We start from the raw sequence: 12,834 nt of genomic DNA, 5'->3' as shown, positions 1-12,834 counted from the left end.
GGAGACCGCCGTGCCGTGCGGCGTCCCCGGCCGGCGGACGGCGACACCACGGCCGCGCGGCCGTACCGCACGACAGCCGCGCGGCGCACACCATCGGAAGGGCGGTGCCCCATGACCGTATGGGACGACCTGGTCGGGCAGGACCGTGTGCAGGAGCAGCTCGCGGCCGCCGCCCGGGACGCCGATGCGCTGGTCACCGCCGACGGGGCGGGGGAGCCGGCGCCCCCGGGGTCGAAGATGACCCACGCCTGGCTGTTCACCGGGCCGCCGGGTTCCGGCCGCTCCACCGCGGCCCGCGCCTTCGCCGCCGCCCTCCAGTGCACCAGCCCGGACCGCGCCCTGGGCGGCGCACCGGGCTGCGGCTTCTGCGACGGCTGCCACACCAGCCTGATCGGCACGCACGCCGACGTCGAGGTGGTCCGTACGGACCTGCTCTCCATCGGCGTGAAGGAGACCCGCGAGCTGGTCCGCCGCGCCCAGCTCTCACCGGCCGTCGGCCGCTGGCAGGTCATCGTCCTGGAGGACGCCGACCGGCTCACCGAGGGCGCGGGGAACGTCCTGCTGAAGGCGGTCGAGGAGCCCGCACCCCGCACGGTGTGGCTGCTCTGCGCGCCCTCCCTCGAGGACGTGCTGCCCACCATCCGTTCCCGGTGCCGCCACCTCACGCTGCGCACGCCCCCGGTCGACGCGGTGGCCGACGTCCTGATCCGGCGCGACGGCATCGACCCGGAGCGGGCCGCGTCCGCCGCGCGGGCCACCCAGGGGCACATCGACCGGGCCCGTCGCCTCGCCACCGACGAGCGGGCCCGGTCGCGCCGCGCCGCCGTGCTCAAGCTCCCGCTGCGGGTCGAGGAGATCGGGGGGTGCCTCAAGGCCGCCCAGGAGCTGATCGACACCGCGACCGACGACGCCAAGCAGGTCTCGGAGGAGGTCGACGCCAAGGAGACGGAGGAGATGAAGGCCGCGCTCGGGGCCGCGGCCGGAGGGCGGCTGCCGCGCGGCACCGCCGGGGTGATGAAGGAGCTGGAGGACCGGCAGAAGCGCCGCAAGACCCGTACCCAGCGCGACAGCCTCGACCTCGCGCTCACGGACCTGACCGGCTTCTACCGCGACGTGCTGGCCATCCAGCTGGGTTCGCGGATCGCCCTCGCCAACACGGACGTGGAGGACGCCCTCGACCGGGTCGCCCGCTCCTCCACCCCCGAGCGCACCCTGCGCCGGATAGAGGCGGTGATCGCCTGCCGTCGGGCGCTGGACCGCAACGTGGCACCGCTGCTCGCGGTGGAGGCGATGACGATGGCACTCCGCGCGGGCTGACCCGCCCGCGCCGGCCGCGTCACACCGTTCCCGTCACGCCCCGTTCCCGTCGCGCCGTTTCCCCATCCCGTTTCCGCCGACTCGTTTCCCCCGCCCCGTTCTCACCGCGCCGTTTTCCCACCCCGTTCCCGGCGAACCGGGCACCGGAACCCGGCGGGCCGCGTACCGGCGCCCCCTCCCACCCCTGCCGCTTTTCGCCGCTTTTCACCCGTACGGGCAGGTGGCAGGGCGGTCCGCCGCTCGGCGACTACGCTCCGGGGGATGGACACCAGGCGCTCGCTCCGCATTCTCGCCGCCGCACTCGGCGCAGCCGGCCTCCTCGTCTCCGGCTGTACGGGCGGGAGCCCGACGAACGCCTCGTCGTCCGCGCCGGCGACGGCGTCCGTACCGCCCGTGCCGGAGGAGCTGAAGCGGTACTACGGGCAGACGCTGAAGTGGCGGGAGTGCGGCGTCGAGGGCTTCCAGTGCGCGACGATGAAGGCGCCGCTGGACTACGCGGAGCCGGACGGCGAGGAGATCGATCTGGCCGTCTCCCGCAAGAGGGCCACCGGGCCCGGCAAGCGGATCGGCTCCCTCCTGGTGAACCCGGGCGGCCCCGGCGGCTCCGCCATCGACTACCTCCAGGGCTACGCGGCGATCGGCTACCCCGCCCCGGTCCGGGCCCGCTACGACATGGTCGCCGTGGACCCGCGCGGAGTGGCCCGCAGCGAGCCCGTCGAATGCCTCACCGGCCCGCAGATGGACACCTACACCCAGGTCGACCAGACCCCGGACGACGCCACCGAGGTCACCGGGCTGAGCAGCGCCTACGAGCGGTTCGCGAGCGGCTGCGAGAAGCGCTCCGGCACGATCCTCCCGCACGTCTCCACCGTCGAGACCGCCCGCGACATGGACATGCTGCGGGCCCTCCTCGGCGACGAGAAGCTGCACTACCTCGGGGCGTCGTACGGCACCCTCCTCGGCGCGACGTACGCCGGGCTCTTCCCCGGCCGGGTCGGCCGCCTGGTCCTGGACGGCGCGATGGACCCGTCGCTCCCCTCCGTCGAGATGAACCGCGACCAGACGGCGGGCTTCGAGACCGCGTTCCAGTCCTTCGCCGCCGACTGCGTGAAGAAGGCGGACTGCCCGCTCGGCACCACCTCCACCGCCGACGCGGCCGCCCATCTGAAGCGGCTCTTCACCGACCTCGACGCCCACCCGATCGACACCGGTGAGTCCCGCCGGCTCACCGAGTCCCTCGCCACCACGGGGGTCATCGCCGCGATGTACGACGAATCGGCCTGGCCCCGGCTCCGCGAGGCCCTCGCCGCGGCCCAGGACGGCGACGGCTCCGGCCTGCTCTCCCTGTCGGACAGCTACTACGAGCGCCAGCCGAACGGCACGTACGCGAACCTCATGGCCGCCAACGCCGCCGTGAACTGCCTGGACCTCCCGCCCGCCTTCACCGACGCCGAGGCCGTCGAGCGGGCGGTCCCCGGTTTCGAGAAGGCGTCCCCGGTCTTCGGCCGCGCCTTCGCCTGGTCCGCCCTGAACTGCGCCCACTGGCCGGCCCCGCCCACCGGCACCCCCCACCGCATCGAGGCGAAGGGCGCGGCCCCGATCGTCGTGGTCGGCACGACCCGCGACCCGGCCACCCCGTACAAGTGGGCCGAGTCCCTGGCCGACCAGCTCTCCTCCGGCACCCTCCTCAGCTACCACGGCGACGGCCACACGGCGTACGGCCGCGGCAGCGACTGCATCGACACGGCGATCAACACCTACCTCCTGGAAGGCACCCCGCCGAGCGACGGCAAGAAATGCTCCTGAGCCCCCCGCCCCCCTGCTGACCTGCGAGGACGGCTCGAAACGAAGGTGGTGCGGAGCACCCCCGGAAACTGTGTAGACTTGGCGACGCCGCTGATCGCACCATGGTGCGACAGGGCATGCCGCCTTAGCTCAGTTGGCCAGAGCAACGCACTCGTAATGCGTAGGTCTCGGGTTCGAATCCCGAAGGCGGCTCAGTGAAAGACCAGGTCGGATCTCACCCGCCCTGGTCTTTTTCGTTGTCGGCAGGGGGTCGTCAGGCCGGTGCCGTGATCCGCGGGTCTCCCTGGGCCACCTCCCGGGCCACCCGGCGGGCCGCGCCGGCGAAGGCCTCCACCGCGCCGGTGTCGTCGCCGGTGCGCCACACCAGGCCGTATCCGACCGGTTCCGCGTCGACGAAGGGGAGGTACGCGACCCCCGGACGTGTGTGGTACGTCGCCGTGTGCGCGGGGGTGAGCAGGGCGCCCCTCCCGCCCGCGACCAGCATCAACGCCTCCTGCATGTTGGTCACGGCGGGCCCCCGCCCGATCGGCCGGCCCGCCGGGGTGCGCGCGGGGACGTGGTGCTCCAGCCAGTAGTCCGGCAGTTCGCCCTCGATCGTGAGCAGCGGTACGTCGGCGAGGTCCTCCATGGACACCGAGTCGCGCGCGGCGAGGGGGTGCGTCGAGGCCACGGCGAGGACGCGCTCCTCGGTGATCAGTGGCGGGCCGCCGCCCAGGTCCTCCTCGCGGACCGGGAACTCCTGGAACTGGACGTCGAATTCGCCGTTGCGCAGCTGCCCGTACGGGTCGGACAGGGGCACCTCGCAGATCTCCACGGCGAGTTGGGGGTGGCTGATCCGCAGCGACTCCGTCACCTTCATCACGATCTCGCCGGTCAGCGGGTTGGAGAACCCGACGTGCAGCACGGCGTCGATGCCGCGTGCGGTGGCGGCGGCGCGGGCGAGGGCGGCCTGCATCGCGCGGTGGGCCGGTTCGAGGTCGGCCCGCAGCTGCCTGCCCAGCGAGGTGGGGGCGACGCGGCGGCTGGTACGTATGAACAGCGGTGCCCCGACGCGCCGTTCGAGCCGCTGCACCAGTTGGCTCACCCGGGCGCGGGAGAGCCGCATCCGGTCGGCGGTGCGGCCGAAGTGCAGTTCCTCGGCGAGCAGCAGAAAGCACTCGACCTCGTCGTGTTCCATCGGATTCCCCCAGGTGGATCCGGAACGGTAAGCCTGGTTGAACGAACGTTGAGATCTTCGCCGTTGTTCCGTTCCCGGGCCCGGCGGATGGTGGACGAGCCGCCCGACGAAGCCCCGACGGCATGAAGGTCCCGGGGCCCGATGGTCCAGGGGGCCGACGGTTCCGGGGGCCGTTGGCCTCAAGGCCCGACGGCTCGAAGTTCCGAAGTTCCGAAGTTCCGAAGTCTCGAAGTCTCGAAGTTCCTTTGGCACGGCGGCGATTCCCTCTTCCTCCCTCCTCAGGTGAACCAGGAGTTGAACCGGCATGCGAACACAGAAGCCACCGGCGGCCGTCCCGCTGAGCGCCCGTGAACGGGGCGTGCTGCTCGCCCTGTGCGGCGCGATCTTCCTCGAAGGCATCGACGTGGCGATGCTCAACGTGGCCCTGCCCGCCATCCGCGCCGATCTCGGCCTGTCCACCGGCTCGCTGCAGTGGGTCATGAGCGCGTACGTCCTCGGCTACGGCGGCTTCATGCTGGTCGGCGGGCGAGCGGCCGACCTCTTCGGGCGGCGCCGGATGTTCGTCCTCTGGCTCTCGGTCTTCCTGGTCTTCTCCGGACTCGGCGGACTCGCCACGGAGGGCTGGATGCTGGTCACGGCCCGCTTCGTCACCGGTGTCGCGGCGGCTTTCATGACCCCGGCCGGTCTGTCCATCATCACCACCGGCTTCGAGGAGGGCCCGCGGCGCAACAAGGCACTGCTCTTCTACTCCGGCACCGCGGCGGGCGGCTTCTCGATCGGCCTGGTCGTGGGCGGTCTGCTCGCCTCGGCCGACTGGCGCTGGGTGTTCTTCGCCCCGGTCGTGCTCTCGGCACTGATCCTGTTCGCCGCGCTCGCCCTCGTACCCAGGGCGCCGCGGCCCGACCGCACCGGGCAGGGCCTCGACCTGGCCGGCGGTCTCGCCGTCACCGCGGCCATCCTGCTCCTGGTCCTCGGCGTCGAGCGCGCCGGTCACGCCCCGCTCGTCCAGACCCTCGCCACCCTCGGCGCGGGCCTCGCCGCCCTCGCCGGGTTCATCGTGGTCGAACGCCGCTCGGCGGCCCCCCTGGTCCGTCCGGGCATCTTCCGCAACACCGCCCTGGTGCGCGCCAACGCCGTGGGGCTGCTCTTCGCGGCGGGTTTCTTCGGTTTCCAGTTCCTCGTCGTCCTCTACCTCCAGGAACTGCGCGGCTGGTCCACCCTCCGGACCAGCTTCGCGATGATCGTCATCGGTATCGATGCGATCCTCTCGCCGGTCCTCGTGCCCAAGCTGGTCGCCCGTTTCGGCAACGCCAGGCTGATCCTCGGCGGTCTGGTTCTCGCCTCCCTGGCGTACGGGCTCTTCCTGCCGGTCGGCGCCGACTGGACCTATCCGGTCATGCTCCCGAGCCTGCTCCTGCTCGGCCTCGCCTTCGCCCTGACCTACGGCCCGCTCACCATCGTCGCCACCGAAGGCGTCGGCGAGGAGGAACAGGGCCTGGCCGGCGGGCTGCTCTACACCTCGTTCCAGTTCGGCGCGGCCCTCGGTCTCTCGGCCGCCGCGGCCGTCAACGTCTCCGCCACCGTGTCGAGTTCACCGGTCGCGCTCCTCGACGGTTACCGGGCCGCGCTCTGGGTGCCGCTGGTCGCGGCCCTGCTCGCGGCGCTGGTCAGCGGCTTCGGAGTGCGCTTTCGCCGGGCCGCCCGCCCCGACGGCACGCCGAGCGGCCGAGGACGGTGTTCAGCGGGCTGCCGGACACCGGATACGGCCCCGGGGTCTTCGAAGTCCACGGCCGGATCGGCCACGACGGTTCGCTGACGGGCTACGAATCGCTGGTCGTGTACCTGCTGGAAGCGAGGACGATGCTGGTCGTGCTCCTCGAAACGGCCCCCGGCAATCCCTGCGCACGCCCACCCCATAACGCGAAGTGAGGGGGAGAACGGGATCTCCTGGCGGTGACGTGTCCACGGCTACCTTGGCGGCAATTCCCCCGAAGTCAAGGAGAGTTCCGTGGAGAGATCCATGCTCCGCAGACGCGCCCTGGCCGCGTGTACCGCCACCGTGGCCGTCGGTGCGCTCGCGCTCGCCGGTCTGACCGGCACCGCGTCCGCCGACCCCGCCCCCCGCACCCCCACCGCCGCGGGTTCCGAACAGCTCTCGCCCGGTCTGCTGGAGGCCATGCGGCGCGACCTCGGTCTCACGGACGCCGAGGCGCGCAGCAGGATCGGCCACGAAACCCGTGCGACGGCCGTCGCCGCGGGGCTGAAGCGCACCCTCGGCGCGGACTTCGCCGGCGCCCGGGTGAGCGGTGACGACGCGGCCCTGACCGTCGCCACCACCGACGCGGCGGACGCCGCCGAGATCCGCAAGGCCGGTGCCGAGCCCGTCGTCGTCGCCCACACCCTGGCCGAACTGGACGCCGCGAAGGCGAAGTTGGACCGGGTGGCGCTGCGCGACGCTCCCGAGGGCGTGCCCGTCTGGTACGTCGACGTGGCCACCAACCGGGTCGTCGTGCAGGCCGCCGACAGCTCGGCCGCCGACAGCTTCCTGGCCGCCGCCGGGGTCTCGCGCGAACTGGTGAAGGTGAACCGGGCCACGGAACAGCCGCGCACCTTCGCGGACCTGCGGGGCGGTGACGCGTACTACATGAACGGCTCGGGGCGCTGCTCCATAGGCTTCCCCGTGAAGCGCGGCACCCAGTCCGGCTTCGTCAGCGCCGGCCACTGCGGAAGGCCCGGGGTCAGCACCAGCGGCTACAATCAGCAGGCGCAGGGCTCGTTCCAGGGCTCCACGTTCCCCGGCCGCGACTACGCCTGGGTCGCCACCAACAGCAACTGGACGCCGCGCCCCCTGGTGAACGGCTACGGCAACGGCGACGTCACGGTCACCGGGGCCACCGAGGCGCTGGAGGGCTCGTCGATCTGCCGCTCCGGTTCGACGACCGGCTGGCACTGCGGAACGGTCCAGCAGCGCAACACCAGCGTCACCTACCAGGAGGGCACCGTCTCCGGGGTCACCCGCACCAATGTGTGCGCCGAACCCGGTGACTCCGGCGGCTCGTTCATCTCCGGCAGCCAGGCGCAGGGCATCACCTCCGGCGGCTCCGGCGACTGCTCCCGGGGCGGTACGACGTACTTCCAGCCGCTGAACCCGGCGCTCCAGGCGTACGGGCTCACCCTGGTCACCAACGGCACCCCGACCGACCCGCCGGACCCGACGGACCCGCCGGAGCCGGGCGGCACCTGGAAGGTGGGCACGTCGTACACGACGGGCGACGTCGTGACGTACGGCTCCGAGAGCTTCCGCTGCCTCCAGCCGCACCTGGCGCAGCCCGGCTGGACGCCGCCGAACGTGCCGGCCCTCTGGCAGCGGGTCTAGCACCTCCCGCGTACCCCGCGTATCCCCGCACACCCCGCTACTCCTCGCGGGATCCGGTGCCGGTGCCGGTGCCGGTGTCCCTTCCGGTCCGGTCCTGGTTCCGCGGCGCCGATGACCGCGCTGCCCGGCCTGCGCTTCGGCCTCCCTGCCGGGCGGCGCGCACCATCGCCCCGCACACCGCACACCGCTCCACGTCATGTCATGCCCGTGCCCTTCCCCCCATATCGAGGAATCAGCCATGACTCCAGAAGTGCCCGAAGGTTCCGGCGACCCCCGCGGGATCAGCCGCAAGACCCTGCTCAAGGCCGCCCTGGTCGCCGGTACCGTCCCGCTGCTCGCGGGCGGCGGCGTCGCGCTGGCCCGGGACACCGCTGCCAGCGGCCAATCGCTGGCACCCACGCCGAACTGCGACGACGGCGACGGCCCGACCCACGAGCAGATGGAGGGGCCCTACTTCAAGCCCAACTCCCCGCTCCGCACCAGCCTGATCACCGACAGTACCCCCGGCGTCCGGCTGACCGTGAGCGGCTACGTCTTCGGGCGGGGCTGCAAGCCCATCCCCGGAGTGCTCCTGGACTTCTGGCAGGCCGACACCAACGGCGCGTACGACATGAGCGGATACGCCTTCCGCGGCCACCAGTTCACCGACAAGTCGGGGGCCTTCAAGCTGACCACGATCGTGGCGGGGCTCTACCCGGGCCGTACCCGGCACATCCACGTGAAGGCCCAGGCGCCCGGCTCGCGCATCCTGACCACCCAGCTCTACTTCCCCGGTGAGCCGCGCAACAACACCGACATGCTCTTCGACCCGGCGCTCCTGATGAACGTCCGGGACGTCGGCTCCGGGAAGGAGGGGACCTTCGACTTCGTCCTCGACGTCGAGGGGCCGAGCGTGCCGCCCACCGACCCGCCCGGCTCCACCACCTGGGCGATCGGCAGCTCCTACAACGCGGGAGACCGCGTCACGTACGGCGGGGTCACGTACCGCTGTCTGCAGGCGCACTCGGCCGTGGCCGGCTGGGAACCGCCTAACGTCCCCGCCTTGTGGGAACGCGGGTAGACGCGCAGCACGGCGCAGGCGTACCACCGCCGCGCGGTGCGCACCCCGGACTTGCCTCGCGGGGGGTGCGCACCGCGCCGGGTCCGGGCCGACGGCACCATCGGCCCGGACCCTCTTTCCTTCCTTTTGTCCTCCGGCCTTTTGTCCTCCGGGACGGGTCCGTTCTCCGGGGACGGGTGCGGGGCCGCGGAGTAGCCTGGATGTGTACGGCTCCCGGTGAGCCGGTTCTGTCGGCCTGCGCATCGAAGGGGGCCGGAACCGCATGGACACTCTGGTCACCGTCGTGGTCGTCCTCGCGATGATCGCGTTCGCGGCGTGCGTCATCCATCTGCTCAACGCCCGTCACCGGCACCAGCACCTGCCTCCCGTGCACTACGACCACGGCCTGGCCGGGTTCGACGAGAACGGGCGGAGAAGCGGCGGAGAGACCGGTTCCAGTTCCGGTTCCGGCACCGGTTCCGGTTCCAGTTCCGGGAGGTGAGTGGTCCGGGGCGGGGGCGGGGGTGTTTCCGGGGGGACTACTTCGCGTCCGAGTAGCGTTCCACCACCGCCGTCGTGAACGGGAAACGTACCGGTGTCTCGCCGAAGGCGGTCCGGCCGGCCAGCTCACCGGCCGCCCGGATCGCCGCCACCACCGCCTCCGCCTCCTCCTGCGGGCAGTGCACGATCACCTCGTCGTGCTGGAAGAAGACCAGCTCGGCCCGGAGCCCCGCGGTGCGGAGCGACCGGCGCAGGGCGGCCAGGAGCAGCAGCGCCCAGTCCGCGGCGCTGCCCTGCACCACGAAGTTGCGGGTGAAACGGCCCCGCGCGCGGGCGTTCGTCGAGGCGTAGCCGGGGGTGAACTCGTCGTCGGCGGAGGAGGGCGGGTCGATGCCCTCCTGTGGGAGGCCCGCCTCCCCGTCCTCCCCGCTCCCGGCCGCGGGAGGGCTGGTCCGGCCCAGCCACGTCCGTACGAGGCGGCCCTCCTCGCCCGCCTTCGCCGCCTCGTCGACATGGGCGACGGCCAGCGGGAACCTGCGGCGCAGGGCGGCGAGGTTCTTCAGCCCGTCGCCCGAGGTCTGCCCGTAGATCGCGCCGAGCAGGGCGAGCTTGGCGTGTTCCCGGTCGCCGTGGAAGGCCCGGTCGGACAGGGACGTGTACAGGTCGCCGTCGTGGCCCGCGACCTCCATCAGGCCCCGGTCGCGGGAGATCGCGGCGAGCACCCGGGGCTCCATCTGGTCGGCGTCCGCGACGACCAGGCGCCAGCCCTCGTCGGCGACGACCGCCCGCCGTATCACCTTGGGGATCTGGAGCGCCCCGCCGCCGTTGGTCGTCCAGCGGCCGCTGACCGTGCCGCCCGGCAGGTACTCGGGGCGGAAGCGGCCGTCGCGCACCCAGTCCTGGAGCCAGCTCCAGCCGTGCGCCGTCCAGATCCGGTACAGCTTCTTGTACCGGACGAGGGGTTCCACCGCCGGATGGTCCAGTTCCTCCAGCTCCCAGCGCCGGGTGGACCTGATCTTGATGCCGGCCTGCGCGAACGCCTTCACCACGTCGGCGGGGAGGTCGGGGCGGACCCGTCTGCCGAAGGCGGCCGAGACCTCGTCGGCCAGCTCGGCCAGTCTGCGGGGCTCGCCGCCGCCCGCGTACCGCTCGCCGAGCAGTTCGTCCAGCACCTCCCGGTGGACGTCGGCGCGCCAGGGGAGGCCCGCCCGGTTCATCTCGGCGGCGACCAGCATGCCGGCCGACTCGGCGGCCGTGAGCAGCCGCATCCGGGCCGGGTGCTCGGCGGCCTCGTGGCGGCGGAGCTGGTCGGCGTACACCTGGAGCAGGTCGTCGAAGGGCAGCTCGGTGCCGGTGCGGGGTTCGAAGAGGGAGGACTGCGCGCCGGGCTCCGCCGTGCGGGGCGGGGGGTCGGGGGGTACGGGGGCGTTGTGCAGGCGGGCGTGGGCGGCGGCTGCGGAGCGGGGTTCGCCGAGGCGGCCCTCGTGGGCGAGGAGGAGGGACTCGGCGACCTCGATGTCGTAGCAACGGTCCACAAGGACCCCGGCCGCGAGCAGGCGCGGGTAGATCTCGGCGGTGGACCGCCAGACCCAGCGCGTGACGTCCGGACGGGAACGGACCGCGGCCACGAGATCGGGCTCGGCCACGACCGGGGCGGCGGGCAGGCCGGTGGGGGCCAGCGGGGCGAGGAGCGCACCGCCGGTCTCCGTCATGGCCAGAGCCCAACGTTCGGTCACGCCGACGAGTCTGGCACCCGGCACTGACAACGGCGTCCGGGCACGCGGGTCGGAGGGGCCCCCTCCCCGGTCCCGGTCCCTGTCCCGGTCCGGCCCCGGCTCAGGGCTCGGAGGCCGGGGCCGGGACCGGGACGCAGGGGAGGGGGGGAAGAGGGGATGGGGAGGGGGAAGAGGGGAGGACGGGCGGGGTGGCGGGTGCGGTCAGGACTCGGCCTCGCTCGTCCAGGTGCCCAGGGAGATCTCGGCGGTGATGCCGGGACCGAAGCCGGCCATCAGACCGCGGTGGCCGTCGAGGGCCGAAGCCTCGTCGAACATGCGGCCGAGGGCGTCCAGCACCACGGCGCTGGCGATGTTGCCGTACTCGGTGAGCGTGGCGCGGCTGAAGCGGAACGCCTCGGGCGGCACGTCCAGGAAGTGGCTCAGGTCGTCCAGGATGCGCGGGCCGCCCGCGTGGATGATGTAGAAGTCCATCTTCCCCGCGTTCCACTGATGCTCCTCGGCGACCGCCTCCAGGGCGGGCGCGAGGGGTTCCATGGTGCCGGGCACCCGCTTGTCGAGCTGGAAGTGGAACCCGGTGGAGCGGACCGCGTAGGAGATCCAGTCCTCGGTGTCCGGGATGATGAACGAGCCGTTGCGCTCCAGCCGCACTCCCGTGCCGCCGCTGCCCCGCAGCACGACGGCGGCTATGCCGTCGCCGAACAGCCCGTTGGACAGCAGCGACCCCACACCCAGGTCGGTGGGCTGATAGCACAGCGAGCAGAACTCGCAGGCCACGATCAGCACATTGGCGTCGGGGTAGGCCGTGCAGTAGTCATGGGCCCGGTTCACCGCCGCACCGCCCGCCGCGCAGCCGAGTTGGGCGATCGGCAGCTGCCGGGTCTCCGGACGGAAGCCCATCTCGCCGATGAGCCACGAGGTGGCCGGCGGCATCATGAAGCCGGTGCAGGAGACGTAGACGATCAAGTCGATCTGATCCGGCTCCAGTTCGGCGTGATCGAGCGCCCGGCGCACCACCGCCGGCACCCGGGCCTTGGTGTGCTCCTCGTAGGTGACGCTGCGGGCGTCGAAACCCGGGTGCTGCAACACCTTCTCGATCGGCTGGATCAGATGCCGTTTCTGCACCCCGGTGTGTTCGATCAGGCGAAGAACCAGATCGATCTGCGGGTGGTCACCGTGCAACCGCCGGGCCAGATCGAGGGTTTCCTCGTTGGTGATGACGTACTCGGGAACCGCGATGGCCGGCTTGCAGAGAACCGCCATGGAACTCCTCCTAGCGGGCATGGTCCACACGGCCGGGCCCGAAGGTTTTTGGGGTGTTCGGCGGCCGGAGGCGGCCACCACGGCTTTGTGCACGCGGCATCGCGTCGGCATACGCGGTCGCGCGGGATGGAGCACTGGTGGATTCCGGCGCCGTGCAGATACCCCTGGAACGGGCGCGGACGGGCCGACCGTCGAAGACTGAGTTCTAGCCGTTCGTGGGCGGACGTTGTTCCGCCACGGGATGGGTGGCCGTCGGGTTCACGTTACGGCAGGCGGATCGGGGTCGCATGTCGGGACGGCGAGGACCGCGAGGACTGCGGGGCGGCGCGGACTGCGGGGCGGGCGGAGCACCGCGGGGCGGGCACGGGCGCCGGAGACGCGGCGTGGCGCGGGGGGCGGGGGAGGTGCGGGCGGGGCGTGCCGGATGGGTGCGGGGGCACGGCGGAACGCTCCGGTTGCCGCCCGTCCGTCACGGACGCATCATCGATGACGGCTTGCCGTCGGCCGGCTCCGGCCACGGCTGGTCAGGTTCGGCCAGGTCCGGCCCGGTCCGGCCCGGTCCCGGCCGTGCGCGCCGTACGCCGTACACGTACGACAGCCGTACACGTACGACGTACGAAGG

At 72.5% G+C, this 12,834-nt stretch carries 9 protein-coding genes and 1 tRNA gene; 7 read left to right on the top strand and 3 right to left on the bottom strand.

Features of this window, described 5'->3' with window-relative positions:
• Nucleotides 1-111 precede the first annotated feature (111 nt).
• The 3 genes from OCT49_RS14805 (at nucleotide 112) to OCT49_RS14795 (ending at nucleotide 3,315) form a co-directional block, all read left to right on the top strand.
• Nucleotides 112-1,317 carry a DNA polymerase III subunit delta' gene (locus OCT49_RS14805; protein ID WP_283852346.1) on the top strand — a complete coding sequence of 402 codons (1,206 nt, stop codon included), beginning with the start codon at nucleotides 112-114 and terminating at the stop codon, nucleotides 1,315-1,317.
• Between the two features lie 261 nt (nucleotides 1,318-1,578).
• Nucleotides 1,579-3,123 carry an alpha/beta hydrolase gene (locus OCT49_RS14800; protein WP_283852345.1) on the top strand — a complete coding sequence of 515 codons (1,545 nt, stop codon included), beginning with the start codon at nucleotides 1,579-1,581 and terminating at the stop codon, nucleotides 3,121-3,123.
• Between the two features lie 118 nt (nucleotides 3,124-3,241).
• Nucleotides 3,242-3,315 (top strand) — tRNA-Thr (locus OCT49_RS14795).
• Nucleotides 3,316-3,376: 61 nt separating this feature from the next.
• Here the strand turns inward: OCT49_RS14795 and OCT49_RS14790 are convergent.
• Nucleotides 3,377-4,300, bottom strand: a complete 924-nt coding sequence (locus OCT49_RS14790) for a LysR family transcriptional regulator (RefSeq protein ID WP_283852344.1) — start codon at nucleotides 4,298-4,300, stop codon at nucleotides 3,377-3,379.
• A 304-nt stretch (nucleotides 4,301-4,604) separates the two neighbouring features.
• Here OCT49_RS14790 and OCT49_RS14785 point away from each other — a divergent pair, with 304 nt between their 5' ends.
• The 4 genes from OCT49_RS14785 (at nucleotide 4,605) to OCT49_RS14770 (ending at nucleotide 9,217) form a co-directional block, all read left to right on the top strand.
• A complete protein-coding gene (locus OCT49_RS14785; RefSeq protein WP_283852343.1) occupies nucleotides 4,605-6,116 on the top strand; it encodes an MFS transporter in 1,512 nt (503 codons plus the stop codon).
• Nucleotides 6,117-6,308: 192 nt separating this feature from the next.
• The gene (locus OCT49_RS14780) at nucleotides 6,309-7,676 is read left to right on the top strand and encodes an alpha-lytic protease prodomain-containing protein (protein ID WP_283852342.1); all 1,368 of its coding nucleotides are present in this window, start codon (nucleotides 6,309-6,311) and stop codon (nucleotides 7,674-7,676) included.
• A gap of 238 nt (nucleotides 7,677-7,914) precedes the next feature.
• Nucleotides 7,915-8,736 carry a dioxygenase family protein gene (locus OCT49_RS14775; protein ID WP_283852341.1) on the top strand — a complete coding sequence of 274 codons (822 nt, stop codon included), beginning with the start codon at nucleotides 7,915-7,917 and terminating at the stop codon, nucleotides 8,734-8,736.
• 262 nt (nucleotides 8,737-8,998) lie between these two features.
• On the top strand, nucleotides 8,999-9,217 hold the full coding sequence (locus tag OCT49_RS14770; protein WP_283852340.1) for a hypothetical protein: 219 nt from the start codon (nucleotides 8,999-9,001) through the stop codon (nucleotides 9,215-9,217).
• Nucleotides 9,218-9,254: 37 nt separating this feature from the next.
• Here OCT49_RS14770 and OCT49_RS14765 read toward each other — a convergent pair whose 3' ends face one another.
• Both OCT49_RS14765 and OCT49_RS14760 read right to left on the bottom strand, forming a co-directional pair.
• Entirely contained in the window at nucleotides 9,255-10,952 is a 1,698-nt protein-coding gene (locus tag OCT49_RS14765) for a bifunctional 3'-5' exonuclease/DNA polymerase (RefSeq protein ID WP_283852339.1), read from the bottom strand.
• A 201-nt stretch (nucleotides 10,953-11,153) separates the two neighbouring features.
• Nucleotides 11,154-12,212 carry a type III polyketide synthase gene (locus tag OCT49_RS14760; RefSeq protein ID WP_283852338.1) on the bottom strand — a complete coding sequence of 353 codons (1,059 nt, stop codon included), beginning with the start codon at nucleotides 12,210-12,212 and terminating at the stop codon, nucleotides 11,154-11,156.
• Between the last annotated feature and the right edge of the window lie 622 nt (nucleotides 12,213-12,834).

This window comes from Streptomyces sp. ML-6 (assembly GCF_030116705.1).
Taxonomy (GTDB): Bacteria; Actinomycetota; Actinomycetes; order Streptomycetales; family Streptomycetaceae; genus Streptomyces.
Note: the sequence above shows the minus strand (reverse complement) of the source record. Positions and strands in the feature narration are given on the sequence as shown.

Coding starts and splice junctions, on each gene's coding strand:
- OCT49_RS14805 (WP_283852346.1), top strand. CDS start 112: ATGACCGTATGGGACGACCTGGTCGGGCAGGACCGTGTGCAGGAGCAG.
- OCT49_RS14800 (WP_283852345.1), top strand. CDS start 1,579: ATGGACACCAGGCGCTCGCTCCGCATTCTCGCCGCCGCACTCGGCGCA.
- OCT49_RS14790 (WP_283852344.1), bottom strand. CDS start 4,300: ATGGAACACGACGAGGTCGAGTGCTTTCTGCTGCTCGCCGAGGAACTG.
- OCT49_RS14785 (WP_283852343.1), top strand. CDS start 4,605: ATGCGAACACAGAAGCCACCGGCGGCCGTCCCGCTGAGCGCCCGTGAA.
- OCT49_RS14775 (WP_283852341.1), top strand. CDS start 7,915: ATGACTCCAGAAGTGCCCGAAGGTTCCGGCGACCCCCGCGGGATCAGC.
- OCT49_RS14770 (WP_283852340.1), top strand. CDS start 8,999: ATGGACACTCTGGTCACCGTCGTGGTCGTCCTCGCGATGATCGCGTTC.
- OCT49_RS14760 (WP_283852338.1), bottom strand. CDS start 12,212: ATGGCGGTTCTCTGCAAGCCGGCCATCGCGGTTCCCGAGTACGTCATC.